This window comes from Pseudodonghicola sp., from assembly GCF_048268305.1.
Lineage (GTDB): Bacteria > Pseudomonadota > Alphaproteobacteria > Rhodobacterales > Rhodobacteraceae > Pseudodonghicola.
Genome location: NZ_JBLWVT010000003.1, coordinates 467,116 through 487,165, shown reverse-complemented (window position 1 = coordinate 487,165; position 20,050 = coordinate 467,116). Strand labels below are relative to the sequence as shown.

16 protein-coding genes and 1 pseudogene are annotated in these 20,050 nt (G+C 63.1%); 5 read left to right on the top strand and 12 right to left on the bottom strand.

The window, feature by feature from the left end; all coding sequences use genetic code 11:
• The 3 genes and pseudogenes from ACN0V4_RS08100 to ACN0V4_RS08090 form a co-directional block, all read left to right on the top strand.
• Nucleotides 1-94 (top strand): annotated as a pseudogene (locus tag ACN0V4_RS08100) (IS5/IS1182 family transposase); the annotation flags it as partial.
• A gap of 73 nt (nt 95-167) precedes the next feature.
• Nucleotides 168-506 (top strand): antirestriction protein ArdA, encoded by a 339-nt coding sequence (locus tag ACN0V4_RS08095; protein ID WP_417674824.1) that lies wholly within the window; start codon nt 168-170, stop codon nt 504-506.
• 4 nt (nt 507-510) lie between these two features.
• Nucleotides 511-780, top strand: coding sequence for a hypothetical protein (locus ACN0V4_RS08090; protein WP_417674822.1), 270 nt, complete (start codon nt 511-513; stop codon nt 778-780).
• Nucleotides 781-1,104: 324 nt separating this feature from the next.
• Here ACN0V4_RS08090 and ACN0V4_RS08085 read toward each other — a convergent pair whose 3' ends face one another.
• The 9 genes from ACN0V4_RS08085 to ACN0V4_RS08045 all read right to left on the bottom strand — a co-directional run bounded on the left by ACN0V4_RS08085 (nt 1,105) and on the right by ACN0V4_RS08045 (nt 13,734).
• Nucleotides 1,105-4,824 carry an ATP-dependent DNA helicase gene (locus ACN0V4_RS08085; protein ID WP_417674820.1) on the bottom strand — a complete coding sequence of 1,240 codons (3,720 nt, stop codon included), beginning with the start codon at nt 4,822-4,824 and terminating at the stop codon, nt 1,105-1,107.
• Nucleotides 4,825-5,152: 328 nt separating this feature from the next.
• On the bottom strand, nt 5,153-5,485 hold the full coding sequence (locus tag ACN0V4_RS08080) for a hypothetical protein (protein ID WP_417674818.1): 333 nt from the start codon (nt 5,483-5,485) through the stop codon (nt 5,153-5,155).
• A 78-nt stretch (nt 5,486-5,563) separates the two neighbouring features.
• On the bottom strand, nt 5,564-6,187 hold the full coding sequence (locus ACN0V4_RS08075; RefSeq protein WP_417674816.1) for a hypothetical protein: 624 nt from the start codon (nt 6,185-6,187) through the stop codon (nt 5,564-5,566).
• 74 nt (nt 6,188-6,261) lie between these two features.
• A complete protein-coding gene (locus tag ACN0V4_RS08070; protein WP_417674814.1) occupies nt 6,262-8,064 on the bottom strand; it encodes a type IV secretory system conjugative DNA transfer family protein in 1,803 nt (600 codons plus the stop codon).
• Nucleotides 8,065-8,155: 91 nt separating this feature from the next.
• Entirely contained in the window at nt 8,156-9,427 is a 1,272-nt protein-coding gene (locus ACN0V4_RS08065; RefSeq protein WP_417674812.1) for a relaxase/mobilization nuclease domain-containing protein, read from the bottom strand.
• Complete coding sequence (locus ACN0V4_RS08060; protein WP_417674810.1) at nt 9,424-9,780, bottom strand: hypothetical protein; 357 nt, start codon at nt 9,778-9,780, stop codon at nt 9,424-9,426. The genes ACN0V4_RS08065 and ACN0V4_RS08060 overlap by 4 nt, the downstream gene beginning before the upstream one ends.
• 323 nt (nt 9,781-10,103) lie before the next feature.
• Nucleotides 10,104-11,180: a CobW family GTP-binding protein gene (locus tag ACN0V4_RS08055; RefSeq protein WP_417674808.1), complete on the bottom strand. Its 1,077-nt coding sequence runs from the start codon at nt 11,178-11,180 to the stop codon at nt 10,104-10,106.
• A 15-nt stretch (nt 11,181-11,195) separates the two neighbouring features.
• Nucleotides 11,196-12,275 (bottom strand): CobW family GTP-binding protein, encoded by a 1,080-nt coding sequence (locus ACN0V4_RS08050; protein WP_417674806.1) that lies wholly within the window; start codon nt 12,273-12,275, stop codon nt 11,196-11,198.
• 82 nt (nt 12,276-12,357) lie between these two features.
• The gene (locus ACN0V4_RS08045) at nt 12,358-13,734 is read right to left on the bottom strand and encodes an SLC13 family permease (protein WP_417674804.1); all 1,377 of its coding nucleotides are present in this window, start codon (nt 13,732-13,734) and stop codon (nt 12,358-12,360) included.
• A gap of 71 nt (nt 13,735-13,805) precedes the next feature.
• On the opposite strand from ACN0V4_RS08045, the gene ACN0V4_RS08040 reads away from it, so the two are divergent.
• On the top strand, nt 13,806-14,615 hold the full coding sequence (locus ACN0V4_RS08040; protein WP_417674802.1) for an AraC family transcriptional regulator: 810 nt from the start codon (nt 13,806-13,808) through the stop codon (nt 14,613-14,615).
• 3 nt (nt 14,616-14,618) lie between these two features.
• Here ACN0V4_RS08040 and ACN0V4_RS08035 read toward each other — a convergent pair whose 3' ends face one another.
• Together ACN0V4_RS08035 and ACN0V4_RS08030 are read right to left on the bottom strand one after the other, a co-directional pair.
• Complete coding sequence (locus ACN0V4_RS08035; RefSeq protein WP_417674800.1) at nt 14,619-15,005, bottom strand: MAPEG family protein; 387 nt, start codon at nt 15,003-15,005, stop codon at nt 14,619-14,621.
• A gap of 168 nt (nt 15,006-15,173) precedes the next feature.
• Nucleotides 15,174-16,160 (bottom strand): NAD(P)-dependent oxidoreductase, encoded by a 987-nt coding sequence (locus tag ACN0V4_RS08030; protein ID WP_417674798.1) that lies wholly within the window; start codon nt 16,158-16,160, stop codon nt 15,174-15,176.
• A gap of 311 nt (nt 16,161-16,471) precedes the next feature.
• Here ACN0V4_RS08030 and ACN0V4_RS08025 point away from each other — a divergent pair, with 311 nt between their 5' ends.
• Nucleotides 16,472-19,165 carry an HAD-IC family P-type ATPase gene (locus ACN0V4_RS08025; protein WP_417674796.1) on the top strand — a complete coding sequence of 898 codons (2,694 nt, stop codon included), beginning with the start codon at nt 16,472-16,474 and terminating at the stop codon, nt 19,163-19,165.
• 3 nt (nt 19,166-19,168) lie between these two features.
• Here the strand turns inward: ACN0V4_RS08025 and ACN0V4_RS08020 are convergent, their stop codons facing one another.
• Nucleotides 19,169-19,999, bottom strand: a complete 831-nt coding sequence (locus tag ACN0V4_RS08020) for a helix-turn-helix transcriptional regulator (protein ID WP_417674794.1) — start codon at nt 19,997-19,999, stop codon at nt 19,169-19,171.
• Nucleotides 20,000-20,050: the final 51 nt, after the last annotated feature.

The following is a 20,050-nucleotide window of genomic DNA, read 5'->3' as shown; positions in this document are numbered from 1 at the left end:
GGACTGGCGCCGCGTGGCAACCCGATACGACAGGTGCCCCAAGGCCTTCTTCTCCGCCATCGCTCTCGCCGCAATCCCCATCTATTGGCTATGAGTCCTGAGCCTATGGCCATCCGGTCGAGGAGTTCGAACTCCAGTTTATCGACGGCGAGGCGCTCGATTGCGCCTTGGCCAAGGCTATCGGCCTCAATCAGGCCAATTTGCACAGCTATCTGGACTGTGTGGAGAACTGGGACGACGATCAGAAGCGCCGCGTGATCATCGCCGTGGGCGAGTGTGGTTACCGTTTCGACCCCGAACAACAGCCTGAGGATTACGAGGTGGACATCTATCCGGTGGAGACCTTGAGGGAGCTGGCCGAAAGCTTCGTGGAGGATGGGCTTTATGGCGATATTCCCGAACCTTTGCGGTTCTATATCGACTATGACGCTATCGCCCGCGATTTGGGCATGGAGTTCGCGGAAACCACCGTCGCGGGGGAGGCGCTCATCTACGCCTGCCGTTGATGACATGAGCATTCGGGAAATCCGGATCGACTGGCGGGGGATCGGCATGACGCTGATCTTCCACCCCTGTCGCTGGGGTGGCCCTTGCGATCATATCGAAATCCTCAGTGACGGTCGGGTGCCACTGCCCGTCCCCGAAACGGGGTATAAGTCGCATTTCGTCGTGGCGGGAACGATCCCGCCCGAGGCTCTGGCGGATCACGTCATAGCGTGGCTGGACGAGAATGCCCGTTCGGATCGCTGGAAGGAACAGCGCCAACTTTCCCTCTTCTGACGCAAAACCGCCCCGTAAACGGGGCGGCCAAGTTGTGAAAGCATATCAGCTTTGCGGTCACGCGCCCAAACACCCGCATCCTGCCCGCCGTACAGGCTAGGATGCTGGCCATAGGGTTTAGGGGGTGCTGGCACGGGCAGTTCACGGGGTGACCGATGCAAGGCGATAGAGTGGCGGACAACCGACCTTCGCTGCGTCCCGCACGAACGGCCGCGATGCGGCAGGAAGCGGACCTTACCTTGGGCCTGGGAGCCATCTCGTAGGCGCAGAGATTAGGATACTCAACGTTACAAAAGGGTCCACCACCCCAAAATTGCAGCGCCATCACATGCCGAAGAGGTGCTCGGCAAGGTTATGGATTGCCCTACTATCAAAGCCGGAATCCTTGGTCTCTTCAGTCACGATGAGCCGGCCAGATGGATTGTTGTTGTCCCAAACGCTGATGCCCTGTGCTGCATACCAGCTTAATTTCTGCGTCCAGCGCTCGACATAGTCCGCCTTATCCATCAGGCCGCAATGCTCCCAGTACCAGGTATCCTGCTCATGCTCGATGGTGAAATCCGGGAGACGATAGCCGCCAGCACCGTCGGTGAGCGGCTTCTCGAAGCTATATCGGATCTTGCCTGCCTGCTCGAGTGCGTAGAGCGTATCGGCGATCAATATCTCCGATTTGGAGCTGACGAGATCCCCGCGACGTGTGGCGTGAACGAGCTTGGCGGCCAGCCAGCCCCAGCGGATACCGCCAATATCCTGAACCGACAGGTGACGCATATCAGGCGCGCCGAACAGATTGGTGGACCGCCTCGCGGTCTCGGAGAAGAATTCCGATCTCAACTTACGGTAGTGGCTGAAGGCACCCTGATGCAGAATCCAGACACGGTTTCGTTGGCGGGTGAGCGCGGTATATAGCATCTCGCGGGTTAGCAGATTGCTGCTGCGCGGCAGGACGAGGATCACCGCGCCGAATTCCGATCCCTGTGCCTTATGCACGGTGACGGCATAAGCGAGCTCGAGGTAGGGGCTGCCTTCGTCTGAGAAATCGCCCGGCTTGAAGCTGAAGCTTTCGCCGCTCTGCGAGGCAAACTCGACCTTCGTCCAATAGAGCTTGTGCTTGCCGGCATCGCCATTGACGATGCCAACTTCTCCATTTGCGAGATAGCCGGCACGCTGACCAGCCTCTCTGTTCCATCGCTTACGCGAATGGTTGCGCAAGCACATGACCTTGTCGCCATAGGTGATTTGATCGGCGCCTCGCGGCGGGATCATCCTCCAACCTCTTCCCCAGCGCTGGGCGGAGGCCAGTCGCTCGGCACGCACAGTCTGTTTGATCAGGCGATTAATCTCGGCCGATCCGCTAGCCATGTTCCTATGGGCAGAGAGGATTTGCCAAGCTTCGGCCTTTTCGCCGCACCCTTCGTTGAAATATATGAAATCGCCGCTTCCGGTGCCGCCTAACGACAGCTCAACCTGTCGTTCCAGATCATCACCGGTTGAACCCAATTCCTCCGCGAGAACGTCGATGATTGTTTCGCGCAGATCGCTAGGCGTGTCCCAAGAACGGAATTTCAGGCGTGTGGAGTCCGCTGGGGTCTGGCCTGCGGAAATCACCGCATCCTCGCCTGGCGGTAGCGGTTTGCCGGAGAAGAGATTGGCCAGCTGGACATCGGGCAGAGACAGGGCGGGCACAAGTCCGCCTTCGGACTGGCGACGGCTGACGGTTAGCCGCGCTAGGCCCACGCCATCGTGCGCATCGAGATGATTGATGATATCGACGAAAGGCCGCCCGGCCCCGATGGGCGGGAGCTGTTGCGGATCGCCGACCAGAATAAGGCGCGCGGCCTTCGGAAGGGCGCTGCAAAGCGAGGCGAGCTGATCTTCCGTCAGCATCGATGACTCATCGACAATGCATGTCGTTACCTCAGCCGTCGCTCCATCGGTTCGCACCAGATAGCGCGCGGTCTCGCCGTCGTAGCGTCCGAATTCGTTGAGGAATTGTGCGAGCGTTCGCGCCTGTTCCGGCCTGCCAGTCTGTTGTCCCAGCCTCACGCGGGCTTTGCCGGTTGGAGCTAGGAGCAAAATATCCCGGCCCACCACCTTCTCCTGATCGAGAAAGATCTTGAGCAGCGTCGTCTTGCCGGTGCCAGCAGGCCCGGTAAGGACCGCGATTTTCGACCGCTCCAGAATTTCGAGCGCCAGGACTTTCTCGTTCTGTGCGGCTTGCTCATCCTCATCTCCGGCCACCGGGTCACCGAACTTGGCGGTGACCAGACTTGGCCAGTCGACGCTGGCAGTCGTTCCGGCCTTGAGGCGGGCTTGGACATGAGATGCGATGACGTCGCGCGCCTTATCATAGCGGCCGAGCTGCGCGAATAGCGTGCCTTCATAGTCAAGCACGCAGATCGCGCCCTCGAACTCCTCCCTGCACAGATCGAGCGTCGGTCCATCAATCGTGACGGTTCGGGACAAGGGCAGTTCGGCCACCGCGGTCGAGAGAATTTCGGCGCTGAGCAACGTGTGTCCCTGCAGCGCAGCCTGTTCCAGCGCCTCAATGACGATGGCCCTGAGCCGCAGCGGATGATCGGCTTCGTCCAGATCGATTTCGCATTCGCGAGGCAGTGCTGGCTTTGCAGCGGATTTCTGAGACGGGAAAAGACCGCGATCAATGGTCGTCAGGCTGACCGGATTGGAGGAAAGGCGGGTGTCTTCAAAGATCAAATAGGGGTTGGCCAACACGGCCAATATGTCAGGCCGGGCATATGCTGTTTGGGCTTGCTCCTTCGTCAGTTCAAAGCAGGAGAGAAGGCGCATCAGATCATAGCGATCCGGTTCCTGCTCCCTTAGCCGCTTGAAGCGCTTAGATTGCATCGACGAAATTTTCGGAGCGCGGGCTGGCGGCGTGCGCGCACCAGAAAAAATGGCTTCGACTGCTGGCCACGGATCTTCGCCTTCCTCGATCTCGGAGGCGAGCGCCAGCGCAAACAAAGTGCCGTTGAACTTCGGGTCGAAGCAGGAAAGCGCGCTGCCCAGTCCTGGTGCCGAGCCCTGCATGGTCCACAGGCGGCTGAGCTCGCTATCGATCCAGGCGAGATAATTGGTCCAAGGCCCGGGCAGCACCTTTGATGCGGCGTCGATTGCCGTCCGCACAGCCTGCAGCGCAGTAATCGCGCTGCCATGCGTCACATGCTCGCTGGCATAGAGAAACTGCTCATAGCCCTCGCTCGGCACTTCAGCGACAAATTCGGCAAGGTCGATGTCGTCTGTTTTGGCGGCCGCTTCGATCAGCTCGTGATAGGGAAGGACGACACCTCCAGTCCAAAAACCTGGATTTTCAGGGTCGGGGCGCAAGGAATGCTGGAACGGTCGTTCCCACACCATGGATCGAATCCGGCCTGCGGCCTTGCCCCCATCATAAGGATATTCGTCGACTTTCCCGGTCGCGCTCAGTCGCGCAACGGCGACGATCTGGCGGGCCTGGCTTTCGGCCATCGGCGTTTGACGCGCATAGAAAAAGACTAGTGATTCGCCGTCTTCGAGCAGCGAGTGAAACCCTTCGAGCAAGCTTCTTTGATTATCGCATTCCTGAACCCACGGCGTATCGACGATCAGCTGGGGTGCTTTGCCCTCCTGCGGCTCACGCGACTCTTCTACATCAAGCCCAAGATCCTCGGACAGCTGCCATGCATGCTCACGTAGCATCCATTTGAAGGGCGTGAGTACGCCACCGTACGCCGGCACATGGACCGGCGTGGGCAGGATGTGCTCATGCTCCTTGCTATAGTTGGAATAGTCCAGCCTGCTCCGGTGAATGAAAGGCTGCGGAGACAGGAAAGTCCCTCGTTCCGCGAGACAGGGCGGCATCTGTTCAAGCTCGGCGAACGCGGCGCCTGCGGACTGCGTCTCGAATTCATCGTCGCGATTTTGCGCGGTCCTGCGCACAGCAAGGCAAGCTGAATTCCCCTTCGGATCCTTACAGACACGGCCATTCCACTTGCTGTCATGCCAAGGAACACGAACTGACACATGCCGTATAGCTGCTTGGCTCAAGTCAAATCCCTTAGAAACAAATCGAATTTCATAAATTATTTCTTATCCATCAATCATTTGAGAGGTTCCGTGTGACTTGCCACAAACTGTTCATCCAATCGCGACCTTTATCAAGGGTCTTTTGCGCTGATAGCCGGCGCTTGCTCCAATAGGTGCTGCACGAGACCAGAATGACCGCTCCGGCTTCGCCGCACCGCAGCGCAGACCTTTCCGGCGAAGGTCCGGATTGGGCCGATCTCGCGAATCTGAGGTGCAGGTTCGGGCCAATATGTTCCGGTGAGGCAAATCCCCTTTGTTTCGTCGCAGTGCCCTCATCCTTCGGGGCCAATCATGCATCATTTGCGCGTTCGCCGTAGGGTTCATAGCCTTCCGGCGGGGTATTGGTCGGTGTCGGGTGTCCGTAGCGATGGCGGCGGCATTCGTCGAGCCAGAGCCAATACATGAGGAGTTGTGAGAGCGACCAGTCTTCGAACGGGTGCCGTTCAGTGTGGGTCACCCAGTGCTGGAAGTCTATATCGCCGCGCGCTTCCGACCAGTCCACGTAATTCCAATAATGTTGCGGGAGATGGATCAGAACATCCGCGCCTGCGCTGTTCTGGTAGATGCGCCCGATCGGTTGGTTGTCGGGATGCTCGGCCACACGGGATTGTAAATAGGTCATAAAATCAACTTGAGACATATCGGCAGGATAGCACGACACTGTGCCATCCCGCCGTAGGATGATAATCCCAATTACGGGCTATCGGTCGATCTCATGGCTGTTGCTTTGATCGTGCTCCGGCGCGCTGATGCGCTTTTCCGGTGTGTCGTCGAGGCCGGTGCGAACGCGATGCAGGGCTTCCCGTTGCTCCGCCGTAGTCGGTTCAACCTCCCAGCCATGGTCGTAGCGGGCAACCGTGGTTCCGTCCTTCATCAGGGCCAGTTGGTCGATCTTGCCGCCGTCGATCCCCTCGCGACGAGGCTCGTCGCCGACACGCGCAACAAAGCTGTAGCCGGGCATTGTGAGCACCTGCCCTTCGGTGTGGAGATTGGGGTCCACCTCAATGCCGTGATCGTAGGCCAGATCGCCCTCCTCGAACTCCGGCAGGAAGCGCATGTCTTGTGTGGGATCGGCATCGGGTGATCTGGCGGCAAGGCCGGTCCTGATCCCTATGGCACCGCCCGGCGCCAGGTTTGGAGCTGGCTGTGCCGCATTGGCCGGTTTCAGCGTGGGATGTGCGTTGTCCTTGTCGCGCAGGGGCGAACCATCAGGGGTGGTGATTGTCTGAGCCGACGCGTCGGAACGCCTGAAGGCGATTCTGCCTTGCTCGGGGTCGACTCTTTGGAACGGGATTTTTGCAGGTTTGCTGTCGCGGTCCGTCATGGGAGGCCTCTTGGTCGAAGATGAAACGGAAACCTCCCCGGCGGTAGCGCCACCGGGGAGGTGCTGGATTTGCGTCAGGCCTCGTGCAGGTTGACGCCCTTGTCCTTCAGGATCGGGTCTTCGTACCACCGCAGCTTGTCAGCGATGATCGGATCGGCATTTTCGATCAGGACGAGTTGCAGATCGTCATCCAGCCGCCGCAGCTCATCCGGATAGATCAGCTTGCGCTGCGTGGCCGACCGTGTGTCGGTTTTCGTCACAGATTGGCCAGAGGACCCGCCGCCGGGCCCGGTGGAGGAGCTGAAGGCCGATGCCACCGCCGTGGAAAGGTTCCACACTGTGGTCTGCCCGCAGGCGTTGGAGAAATACTCCGTCGAGCGGTTATCAACCGACCCGAAATACGCCACCGCACCGCTATTGGCGATGAAGGTCTCGTAGTCTTCACCATAGACCTTACGGAGCTGGCACAAATCCTGGGCGATGCCCCAGATTTGCATGCCGAATCCCGCCATCAGACCGTAGGCTTGCTCGACCATCTTCAACCGCCCCAGGGCAGGCATCTCGTCGAGGATGAAGAGGATCGGCCTTTCCGGCTGCACGTCGATATTCCGGGCGTTGACCGTGATCGCCTGTTGCACCAGCAAGCGCAGCAGACGGTTGAAGGTTTCCAGCCTATCGGCAGGAAGGACCAGGAACACCGACACCAACCCGGTCTTGAGGTCGGCAAAATCGAAATCCGATACCGACAAGACCTCGCGCACACGCTCACTGTCCAGCATATGCGTCTGCGCCTGGAGCGATGCCATGACATTGCTCAGAAGCTTGGGGTCCTTTTGCAAGCAGCGCGCTCCGGTGCTGGCAATCAGCGCATGCGGCGAGTTGGCCATACGCTCGAACAGGGCAGTTTGCTCGTCTCCGACAAGGAGCAACAAGTCCCGCACCGTGCCGAGATTGCGGCAGCCGTTATAGGCCGCATCAAAAGCCACAAGAAGGATCAGCCCTTGCAAAAGCGCCTTGGCTTCTTCGTCCCAGAAGGGCTCACCCCGATCGCTGACCTGCACAATGGCATCGGCAAGCAGCATGCCATTCTCGGGGGCATCGGGATCAGCAAGATCAATCCAGTCCAGCGGATTGATCCGGGCGGGCGTGAACCCGGCCTTGGTCGCGGCAATATCCCAGGGATCAACCGCCAGGACTTTCTGCCCCATCGCCTCGCGGGCCTTGCCGGTAATCGTCAGGTTCTCGCCCTTGGGGTCGATCACCAGCACCGACCCCATATAGTTCAACAGGTTGGTGACGATATGCGCCACACCTTTGCCCGATCGCGTCGGGGCAAAGGTAAACAGGTGGCGCAGCCCTTTGTAGGCGAGGTCCAGCTTGCCGTCCCCGTCTTGCATCTGGCCGAGAATAATGCCGTCTCGACCAAAGAGGCCTTTTTCGAGCAGATGGGAGATGCTGGCCCATTGGGCCGACCCGAGGGTGGTGGGCCGTTCCAGCATGCGGCTGATGGCACGGCCCAGCCAATAGCCCAGGCCTGCGCAGAAGCCGACGATGGCAAGGATGGACGCCAGGCTCCAGCCGAGCATGCCATTGTTAAGTACGGCGATGGCAACGGCGGCCAGGGCAAGAACGGTCATGACTTTCTGGCGGAACGGTCTGGCTTGGGGGGAGCAAAACCATCCGATGGCAAAGCCCGCCGTCGTGGATAGAAAGATCACGGTCACGCGTGTGACCGCCATCCAGAAGTAGAGCTCTTCCGACGAGTAATATCGTCTCGCATTCGGGGCAAAGAGGCTTTGCGCCGCCGCATGTGTCGCGACAAGCCCAAGGGCAAGAGAGAGGCCCGTAAGGGCAATCCGTTTCGTGAAGGGTGACAAAGCACTTCTCCTCATAGAGTTTCGAGTGCTTGTCAGATGAAGCAGGACTCCTCATGTCCGCGCGGGTAGAGCGCAGGTACAAACGGGTGAATTAGCGATCGAGGCTCGGCCCCCGCGATCGGTGTTGGGTCTGCGATGCACCATGTTCGACCGTCGGACGCCGCAGATAGGCGGCGATAGTCTTGGCCAGCAAAGCCCTATCTTTCCGGTGTTTCGCTTTGATCGCCTTCGCGCGTTCTTGCAGGCCTTTGCGTTCGGTCATCTGTGCCAGGATCAACCGGTCGCGTTGTTCCTGATCGCGATGCGCGCAAGTTTTCGCCGCGCGTTCGTTTTCTTGCACGGTCTTGCGATGGGCGCCGGTCAACCTGTCAAACAACCCCCTCAGACCTTTGTTGAGGCGATCTGAGCGGGCTTTGGTTTCCTCGATCCAGCGTTGTTCCTGCTTCGCGTTTAGATCAGCGCGCTCCTGGCGTTGAGCCAGGACCATCATTGCCCGTTCTTCATTGAATGGCTGCATGTCCTGAACATGGCGATCTTTCACTTGTTGAATATAATCATGCACTTGTTCTGTCTTTTTGAGGCGCAGCTTTGCCTCCACATCGGCAACCGTTGGAAGGTCGGCTGGATCACCAAGGCGCGCTTTCACATCCCGGGATTTGACGCCGGACCAGCGAGACAGGCTGTAGATATTGCCGTGGACATCGAGGGCGACGACGCCGCGCCGATCGCCCTTCGCCAGATACAGGCCCTTGTCCGACAAGGCACGGGACCAGCAGTTTAGATCATCGGATTGGCCCCAAGCTTCGCGAAAGAGCTGTTTCATCTCTCTGGGGTCGATGCCAACTCGCTGCGCTTGCTGCCATTCGGCCAAGGTGAAATTGAGTGGGTCTTTGTCCCCATAGGTCTTCAGCCCCTTCGGCAACTCCCAGCCATGATCGAGGAACAACTCACGCGACAAGTCCCGCAGCTTCGTCTTGAAGTGCGGCAGGTTGATCGCGGTGATGGTCTCGGCATCAATGCGAGACCACACGACATGGGCGTGGCGACGGCCATTTTTTTCATGGATGACCATAGCGCGTGGTTGGTCGGACAGGCCGAGCTTTACGGCGATGCGATCCGCAGCCTCACGGAAACCCTCTTCTGAAACCACATAATCTTCCGGCGGGTTGAGGCTGACCGAGAACAGATATTGTTTGCATCTTGTTGCCTTGGAAATCGCATGGGTTTCGTCCAGCGCCCCATGCAGATCACCGGCCATGAACCCCGAGAGTTCGGCGAGCTGGACATGATCGTTGTCTCGATCATTCATCAGGTGATCGGCCAGGGCACGGGCTCCAGCCCGTTGTGACGCGACGAGGATCATGACTTGCCCCCCAACGCCCGCATCAAGGTCACGCGCATCCAGGCAACTTCGGCGACAGCCCGGTGCAAGTCCGCCGCAAGGTCCTCATCGAGCATCAGCGTTCCCTGATTGAGGTGTTTTGCGATCTGGTTGAGATTGCTGGCCGTCCGGCTGCTGCCCAGCCGCGCCAGCACCTCAGCCAGAAGCTGTTGCTCCGCAACAGGTGGTTTCCGCTGCCTGCGATACTTCGGGGCTTCGGCAGCGAAAACCACGGACTTGATGTAGGACGCCAGAGGCATCGGCCCGGCCTGAGCTTCAAGCTGCGACCGTTCCTGTGGTGTGAGGCGCAATGAAAACGGGGCAGGACGGCTCATGGACGTGGCCCCCGCAATTTGCGCAACTCTTTCGCATGGGGACGCAGGATATTATCCCAGCGTTCAAGCTCTTCGAAAATCCTGTTGTTGCTGAGGGCTTCGGGCTCGTCTTGATCGGTGCCGTTATCATCTTCAGGAGCGTTCGACCGAACTCCGTCCCAGCGCACCATCGAGGGCCCTGAGCCCAAGTTTTCCCAGATATGACAGATCGTTAAGCCGCCATCCCGATCCGGGCCGGGCGGTTTTCGCGTTTTGGATCGCGGCGCTGTGGTCTTTGATGGGGAGCTTTGGCGGGAAGGGCGGGGGCGGTGCCCCGCGCTCTGTCAGCCGGGGCGGAAGGCGGTGAAGCTGGGCAGGCTCAGCGGTTTGCCGGTCATGATGCCGAACTGCCGGCGCAGCGCCACCTCGTCCAACCCGCTGCCGATGAAGATCAGCCGCCCCTCGGCGATACCACCGGGCCAGCCGTCGAGCCGGGTGAAGGGGTAAAGCCGGTGCTGCACCGCATGGACCACCGCCGGGGCGGCGGGGTCGTCGGCGAGCGGCACCAACCCCTTGATCCGCAACAACCCGCTGCCCGGTTGCGCCGTCAGCACCGACAGGAAGCGGCGCAGCGCGTCCTCCTCCAGCGGCTGGTCGCAGGTGATCGGGATCGCCTGGATATTGCCGTGTCGGTTGGGATCGTGGACATGGTCGCAGGCCTCCACCTCGCTTTCGGCGGCAAGCCAGGCGGCGACGTCGCCGCCCTTGCCGAAGGCGGAATAGCTGCCCGGCGTCAGCAGCGCGGCCAGATCGAACCCGGGGTCGGTGGCGTCGTGGATACGCAGCGCCGGGTTCATCGCCCGCAGCCGGTCGGGCCAGTCGCCGGCCGGGCGCAGATCGGTCCGGGTCAGCACCGCGTGATCGGCAAAGGCGATCTGGCGCAGGCTCTCGGGATGGGCGGCCAGCGCCGCCTCGATCCCCTCGACATCGACCACGGTGATCACCGAAGACAGCCGGAACGCCCGCGCCACCGCGTGATCACGCAGTGACACCGCCGTCATGCCGCCGGGGATCAGGCTGTTGATGATCGGCGCCGGATCGGCCAGGCCGGTGGTCTCGACGATCACGCGAGAGAAGGGCGGCAGGCTGCCGTCGCGCCGGCCCTGCAGAAGCTGGTCGAGCGAGCTGCGCAGATCGCTGCCGGCGGTGCAGCAAATGCAACCGGTGGTGGTGACCATCGGCCGCTCGTCGCCCTTGCGGACCAGATCGTGATCGACCGGCACCAGCCCGAATTCGTTGATCACCAGCGCGCTGTCTTGCAGTGCCGGATCCTGCATCATCCGGTTCAGCAGCGTGGTCTTGCCGGCGCCGAGAAAACCGGTCAGCAGAAAGACGGGGATCTGATCCTTGGTCGCGGGCACGGGCTGGTCCTTTCGTCAGTCTTCGGTTTCGGCGCTGAGGTATCCGACCGGCAGCGCCGCGGTCTCGGCCGGCATGGATTTCAGGAAGGCGAAGAGATCCTGCAACTCCGGGTCAGTAAAATCGCGCACGATCATCACCAGCCGGGTGCGCCGATCCTCGCCCTGCCAGTCCTTCAGCGGCACCGGCGGGTGAAAGATATGCTGTACCCCATGCGCCACGAAGGGATGGGGCACATCGGTCAGGTGGATCAGCCCCTTGAACCGCAGGATATCCTCGCCGCGCCGGGCCATCAGCATATCCATCCAGGCGTCGAAGGCGGCGGCGGTGATCGGCGCATCCGTCGCCCAGGACACCGAGCGGATTTCGTCCAGATGCCTGAGCGCCTCGGTGCCCAGAAGCTGCGGCTCCGGCACCGCCTCCTGCCGCAGCCAGGCCTGCGCCTCGGCCGATTTCATCGTCAGGTCGAAATGGCCAAGCCCGGTCAGCGCCTGCGGATCGACCCGGCCGTCGGTGACCGTCAGCAGCGGCGCCGCCGGGTTCAGCGCGGCAATGGCATGGCGCGCCGCCTCGGCCGCCGCTTCGGGCAGGTCAGTCTTGGTCAAAAGCAGCAGATCGGCCAGTGCCACCTGTCGGCGCGCCTCTTCATAGCGGTCGAGCGTGGCGGCACCGGTGACGGCATCGACCGTCGTCACCACGCCATCGAGGGTGAAGCGATCCGCCAGGCTCGGCGCCGTCATCAGCGTGTGCAGGATCGGCGCCGGATCGGCGAGGCCGGTGGTTTCGATCACCACCCGGTCAAACTCAAGCTCGCCCGCCTCGCGCCGCTCGGCCAGTTCCTCCAGCGTCTCCAGCAGATCGCCGCGCAGCGCGCAGCACAGGCACCCCGATTGCAGCAGCACCATGCTGTCGGAGGAGCTGCGCACCAGATCGTGATCCAACCCGATTTCACCGAATTCGTTGACGATCACCGCGGTGCGCGCCAGGTCTGGATGCGACAGCAGCCGGTTCAGCACCGTGGTCTTGCCGCTGCCCAGAAAGCCGGTGAGCAGCGTCAGCGGCAGGGGGGTGCCGGGTTGGGGCGAGGGGAGGGACATCGGAACACTCCGCGAAAACCATCGAAGTGTTATAGTATCACGCACCAGAATACAAGCTGATGTCAGCGCCTCGCCGCCCGGCTCAGATCCAGCCCAGCAGGTGCCACCAGAGGTAATCGAGCGGGATGAAGACCAGGAAGGTGAGCACCACCAGCGACAGGGTCATTTTCAACAGGGGCCGGGTGGATTCGCCGGCCAGCCCCATGGCGACGATCAGCGGGCTGATCTGATAGGGGAAGAAGACGGTTGAAAAGCCGATCACCTGGGTCATCATCACGGCTTCGATCGAGAACCCGGTGGCCTTGGCCAGATCCTGCGCCATCGGTCCCAGCACTGCCGGCAGCCCGGCCATGGTGGTGAAGACGCCGGTGATGATCCCGAGGGTCGACAGTGAGACGAAGTTCAGGAATTGCCGGCCTTCCTCCAGCGGCATCACCGAGATCACATGCTTGGCGATCACCGGGCCGAGGCCGGTCGAGGTGACGACCGCCCCAAGCGCCAGTGCGCCCGACACGAAGAGAAGCACGCCGAAGTCGATGGCGCCCTTGAAGACCGGCGGTGGCAGGAAACCGAATTGCGGCACCATCAGCACCAGCGCCGTCGCCAGACCGATCCAGGCGGCGTTGATCCCGTGGAACTGGTCGGTGGCCCAAAACGCAACGGTGATCAGCAGAATGCCAAGCAGGATGGCCTGGCGTCGCGCCGCATGGGGTGCGGTCGCTGCCGGGGCCGGCGGGGTCACTGCGATCTTGGCGGGGAAATAGAACAGCACCAGCAGCACGATGGCGATCCCCTTGACGATCCCCAGCACCGGATAGTGCAGCAGCAGGTAATCAGCATAGCCGAAATGCAGCCCCCAGGTCCGCTCGGCCATGCCGGACATCACGATATTGGGGATGTTCGACGGCAGGATGGCAAAGCTGGGCATATTGGTGCCGAAGGCGATCACCACGGCGACGCCGGTGCGCCCCTTGCTGCCCTTCTCCAGCCCGAGAACATCGGCCAGCGCCATGCCGACCGGGATCAGGACCGCGGCGCGACCCATTGAGGAGGGCATGATGAATCCCATCAGCGCCCCGATCAGCATCAGCCCACCGATCAGCATGGGATAGCTTTTCGACAGATGCGGCTGCGCCAGCGCCCCGATCCGAACCCCCAGCCCTGAGTGGGTGATCGCCGCGCCGATGATGAAGCCGGTCATCACCAGCCACATCGCCGCCGAGGAGAAGCCGGAGAACACCGCCGTCGGCGGGGCAAGGTTCAGGAGCAGGAGCGCGGTGAAGAAGAAGGTCGAGGCGACATAGCCGGGCACGATCCCCGTGGCCCAGAGGCCAAGGGTGATCAGCACGATGCCGAAGGTCAGCGACTGGCTGTGATCGAGCCCCCCGGGGAGGGTCAGCGAGATGGCGATCGCGATCACGGCGATCACCGTGATGATGAGTTCTTTGAAGTAGGTCATGGGTGGGTCCTCGGCGGGCGGGTCGACTATTAGTCCTATGAAAAAGGTCAGATTTGCGCTAGAGCGACATTATGCCAAAGCATGTCGAATTTCCGCCAGAATTCTCCCGAACCCCGACCCGGGATGGGTACGACCTGTCGTCGCGCCGTCCGGTGATCGCCCGCTGCGGCACCCTGGGCGCCGGGGTTGCCGTCGCGCCGCATGCGCATCCCCGGGCGCAATTGATCCTGTGTCTGGACGGGGTGTTACGGCTGCGTGCCGGTGATGATGTCTGGATGGTGCCGCACAAGCACGCGATCTGGATACCCGGCGGGCTGGGCCATCAGCTGACCACGCAGACCTCGTTGCAGGTGCGCCACCTCTACGTCGCACCACGCTATGCCGGGCGGGCCGGGTTGCCGCAGGCCTGCACGGTCTTCCGCGGCTCGCCGCTGTTGCGCGGGATCGTCGAACGGCTGGCGGAGGAGGCGGATCAGACCGGCGCCGCCGCGCGGCGGCTGGCTTGGGTGGCGCTGGACGAGATCGCCCGGCTGCCCCCGGCGGCGCTGCATCTGCCCGGCGGACGCGACGGCCGACTGGCGGCGACGATGGCGCATTTCCTGCGCCACCCGGGGGAGCGGCGCAACCTGTCCGAGGTGGCGCGCGATCTTGGTACCTCGGAACGCACGCTGGAGCGGCTGTTCGCGACCGAGACCGGCATGACCTTCCGCGACTGGCGCGCCAAGCTGCGCTGCATGGTGGCGCTCGAAGGGATCGAACGGGGCGAGACCAGCGCGGCGCTGGCGGATCGGCTGGGCTATTCCAGCCCCTCGGCCTTTACCGCCGCCTTTCGCCGCGAATTCGACGCGCCGCCCTCGGCCTTCCGCTTGGCGCCGGGCTGAGGGTCAGATCAGCGCCAAGGCGATATCGGCCAGCGACAGCACCAGGATCAGCAGGAAACAGGTGACAATGCCGTATTTGCGACCCCAGGCGTGGCTGTCGCCCTGCATCCCATAGGCGTGCATCGCCCGGCTCAGCAGCAGGGCGATCCCGGCCAGATGCACCAGCGGCGCGGCGCCGCCCTGAGCCTCGAAAGCCGCGATCAGGATCAGCGTCAGCGGCGCATATTCCGCGAAATTCGCATGCGCGCGGATGCGCCGGTTCAGCGTGTCGTCGCCGCCATCGCCCAGCGATTGATGGGTGGCGATCCGCTGTTTGATCACATGGGCAGAGAGCAGCAGGTACAGCAGACCGGCCAGGCCGGCATAAAGGGCGGTGATGGTCAGGGTCATGATTTTGCGTCACTTTTGGGCAAGGAGGAGAGGCCGACGGCCTGAGGAAAGATATATTCGAAAACCATTGTTCATCTTGTCGCGGATCTGCGCGCCGGCGCCGGCTGCCGGTGCGATCATCGGCTGCGGCCGCCCGTGGCGGGGAGGGGTGGGCCCCTCCCGCCGGGGTCAGTAGCCGCGGGTCAGGTCGACCTGGTTCATCAGCGGCTCGCCCGCCAGATGGGCATCGAGGTTGGCCGTGAGGTCATGCAGGAAGCCGGCCATGAAGGCCGGGCTTTTCCACGAGATATGCGGCGTGATCACCACCGTCGGCAGGGCATAGAGCGGATGGCCATCGGGCAGCGGTTCGGGTGTGGTGACATCCAGAATGGCGCCGCCCAGACCGCCTTTGCCGATCGCCTCGACCAGCGCGTCCTGATCGACGATTTCGCCGCGCGCGATATTGATCAGCACCAGGCCGGGCTTGGCCTGCGCCAGCAGCGCCGCGTCGACCATGTGGCGGGTGGCTGGGGTCAGCGGCATCGCGATGGCGAGGTAATCTGAGGCGGCGAACAGCGCCTCGGGAGTCGCCGCCGGGCGGGCATAGGGATCGCTGTCGTCCCAGGCGCCGCGCCGGCAGGCCAGGACCTCCATCTCGAACCCATGGGCGCGCCGGGCGATGGCCTGGCCGATGGCGCCATAGCCCAGGATGCCCAGCGTCTTGCCGACCAACCCGTCAAGGTCATGCTTGGCCTTCCAACCGGCTTCGTCGTGAACCTTCAGGGCGCTGAACCCCTTGGCGTGGTCGAGAATGGCGGTCAGTACGTATTCGGCGATGGCCGAGGCCGCGACGCCGCGCCCGCAGGTAAAGCTGCGGCCCTCGACGATCCAGCGCGGATAGGCCTCGATGCCCGTCGACAGCGACTGCACCCAGCGCAGCCCCTTGGGCAGCGGCTGCGCCTCGGCCGGGGCCTTGCGCCAGCCGGCCGATGGGCCCGTCAGCAGGATTTCGGTTTCTTCCGGCAGCCCTTCCCAGGGGGCGACGCTGCGGTCGAGCCGTTCGATCACGGTGAAATTGGCCGGATGATCGCGCAGGCAGGCGGTGACCTCCGGTCCGATCTGGTTGACGATGACGGGGCCGCCGGCGGGGCCTGCGGCGGAGGAAGGCGTGGTCATGAAAGGGCTCCGTCAGGTTGCGAGAGCGGCGGGGCGGCCCCGGGGCAGGACCGCGGCAGACCGCCGGAAGGATCGCGCCCAGCATAGGCAAGGGGCGGGGGAGTTAAAGGGAGGCGGCGGGGAAATTCGTCGGCCCCAAGCCGTGGCGGAGGAAACTGCCCAAGGATGGACCATCCGGCGGACAGCCCCGGCGGCAGTGCGGAAAATTGGCGGCTTTGCCACATTGTCGGCGTGGTGGCTTCCTGTCTATGCTGCGATCGCAGCGAGGCTTTTGCCGCGATGCGGCATGCGCCTGACCAAAGGAGACGACAATGTCGATTGCCGATCCCCATGCCCGAAGCGAGGGCGACTGTCTTGAGGCGCTTGCCGTCACCCCGGCGGGGCTGAGCGGCGCAGAGGTCGCGCGGCGGCGCGCCGAATATGGGCCGAACCTTCTGCCCTCCGTTCCGGGGCGTGGCCCGATCCTCAGGTTTCTGCTGCAGTTTCATAATGTTCTGATCTATGTCCTGCTGGGGGCGGCGGCGGTCACCGCGGCCTTGGCCCATTGGGTCGACACCGGGGTGATCCTGGCGGTGGTGCTGGCCAATGCGGTGATCGGCTTCATCCAGGAGGGGCGCGCCGAACAGGCGATGGCGGCGATCCGCGGCATGCTCGCACCGCGCTGCGCGGCGTTGCGCGATGGCAGGCGGCAAAGCCTCGACGCCGCCGATCTGGTGCCGGGCGATATCGTGCTGCTCGAGGCCGGCGACCGGGTGCCGGCGGATCTGCGGCTGATCGAGACCCACGGGGTGAAGGCGGAAGAGGCGGTGCTGACCGGGGAATCCGTGCCGGTCGACAAGGGCATTCAACCGGTGCCGGTCGACGCGCCACTGGGGGATCGGCATTCGATGCTTTTCAGCGGCACGCTCGTGGCGGCGGGAACCGCGCGGGGGGTCGTCACCGGCACCGGGGCCGACACCGAGATTGGCAAGATCAGCGGCATGCTGGCGCAGGTCGAGGTGCTGACGACCCCTCTGGTGCATCAGATGGATGTCTTCGCGCGCTGGCTGACGCTGTTCATCCTGATCCTCGGCGCCATGCTCCTGGGCTATGGCTATTTCGTCATGCATATGGAATTCGCCGGGCTTTTCATGGCGGTGGTGGGCCTGTCCGTCGCGGCGATCCCCGAGGGGCTGCCGGCGGTGCTGACCATCACCCTTGCCGTGGGCGTGCGTGCCATGGCCGGGCGCAACGCCATCGTGCGGCGGCTGCCGGCGATCGAGACCCTGGGATCGGTTTCGGTGATCTGTTCGGACAAGACCGGCACGCTGACCCGGAACGAGATGATGGTCGCCTCGCTCGCCTCGGCCGACCATGTGTTCTCGGTCGATGGCGACGGCTATGCCCCCGTGGGCGCGATCCGCTGGCGCGAGGCGGATGCCGACCCGGAGGATCATGCGGTGCTGATGGAATTCGCCGAAGGGGCGGGGCTTTGCAATGACGCGGTGCTGAGCGACGCGGGCAGCATCTGGCGGGTCGAGGGTGACCCGATGGAGGGGGCGCTGATGGCGCTCGCCGGCAAGATCACCCGCCGCGGCGCCGATCCCTACGCCGATTGGCTCAGGATCGACACCATCCCGTTTGACGCCGCGCATCGCTATATGGCGGTGCTGCAGCGATCGCCGGACGGCCGCCGGGCGCTCTATGTCAAGGGCGCCCCTGAGGCGCTGATGGTGCTTTGCGCCGATCAGCGCGCGCCCGATGGCGGCAGCGCGCCGCTTGATCCCGATCACTGGGCGGCGAGGGTCGAGGAGCTGGCGGCCAGTGGCCAGCGGGTGATCGCCGTGGCGGTGGGGCAGCCGCCCGACGAGGGCGAGCCGCTGCACAAGGAGCAGATGAAGGGCCGGCTGACCCTGATCGGGCTGATCGGGCTGATCGACCCGCCGCGTCCCGAGGCGATCGCGGCGGTGGCCGAATGCCACGCCGCCGGCATCGACGTGAAGATGATCACCGGCGATCATGCGGCGACCGCCCGCGCCATCGGCGGGATGATCGGCCTCAGCAACCCCGACAGCGTGCTGACCGGCGCGGATATCGAGGTGATGAGTGATGCCGAACTGGCCAAGGCGGCGGTCGAGACCGACATCTTCGCCCGCACCTCGCCGGCGCACAAGCTGCGGCTGGTCACGGCCTTGCAGGCCTGCGGGCTGACCGTGGCGATGACCGGCGACGGCGTGAACGACGCGCCGGCGCTGAAACGCGCCGATGCCGGCATCGCCATGGGCCAGAAGGGCAGCGAGGCGGCGAAGGAGGCGGCCGAACTGGTGCTGGCCGATGACAACTTCGCCTCGATCGCGGCGGCGGTGCGCGAGGGGCGAACCGTCTATGACAACATCAAGAAGGTGATCTCCTGGACCCTGCCCACCAATGGCGGCGAGGCGATCACCATCATCGTGGCGCTCTTCGTCGGCCTGCCGATGCCGATCACCGCGGTGCAGATCCTCTGGGTCAACCTGATCACCGCCATCACCCTGGGGATCGCGCTGGCCTTCGAGCCGTCGGAGGCGGGCACCATGCGCCGGCCGCCGCGTCCGCGCGATGAACCGCTGCTGACCGGGGCCCTGATCTGGACGATCCTTCTGGTCTCTTTCCTCTGCCTGATCGCGGTCTTCGGCGTCTACAGCTATGCCCATGATCAGGGCTATAGCGACGAGCTGGCGCGCACCATGGCGATGAACATGCTGGTCGTGCAGGAGATTTTCTATCTCTTCTTCATTCGCAACATCTATGGCACCTCGCTGACCTGGCAGGCGGTCAAGGGCACGCCGATGGTCTGGGCCAGCCTGGTCACCGTGGTGGGCGCGCAATTTGCCGTCACCTATCTGCCGCCGCTGCAGCGCATCTTCGGGACAGAGGCGGTGTCCTTCGCCGACGGGCTGATGATCGTCGCGGTGGGGGCGGTGTTCTTCGCCTTGGTCGAAACCGAGAAGCAGATGCGCCTGGCGCTGGGCCGGCGGCGGGGCTGAGGCTCAGCCGGTCTCGGCTGCGAGGTGCGACAGGCCCGAGATCAGCAGGTCGAAAAGCTGGCTTTGCGAGGAAATGCCGAGCTTCTTGAAGATATTGCGGCGATGGACCTTCACCGTCTGCTCCGAGATCGCCAGCTTCAGCCCGATGGCGCGGCTGGAATGGCCCTGGACGATCAGAGCGGCGATTTCCGCCTGCCGGTCCGACAGTGCCGCCTGACCGGCGATCCTGAGATTGCGGAACCGCAGATGCAGATCGACGAAGCCCGGCGCCGCTTGCCGGCTGGGATCGGCCTGCAGCGCCACCGCCCGCAGCTTGGGCATGATCGCGCGTGCCAGCAGTTTGAAATGCCGTACCTGCCGGGCCGGGAAGCGCTTGTGCCCGGCGCTGCGGCCCAGTGACAGGTGCACCGCGCTGTCGGCATCAAGCCGCAGGGTGGCGCCCAATTCGTCCACCATCTGGGTGGTGCCGAAATAAGTGGCAAAATACTCGCTGGTCTCGAACCGGTCGGGGGCGATTTCGCGCAGTTGATGCACGGCGAAATCGGGGCTGCGCAGGGCCAGTTGATAGAAGGGATCCAGCATGAATCCGAGGCCGCGATAATAGCTGTCGAAGGTCTGCCGCAGCGCCGCCCCGGGGATCCAGCGAAACAGCACATCGGGTTGCCGGTCCCGATAATAACGCACCGCCAGAACGCTTTGCGTCTCAAAGACTTGGCTGCAATAGGGGGCGACCGCCGCCTCGAAGTCGGGCAGCGTCTCCAGCGCGGCGAGATGGCCGAGGAAATCATATTCGGCAAGCTGGCTGTCGGAGGGGGGAGAAGCGGATGTCATCATACCACTAGAAACCGTCAAAATGGAAAAGCAATACCAACTTGGTGGTATTTG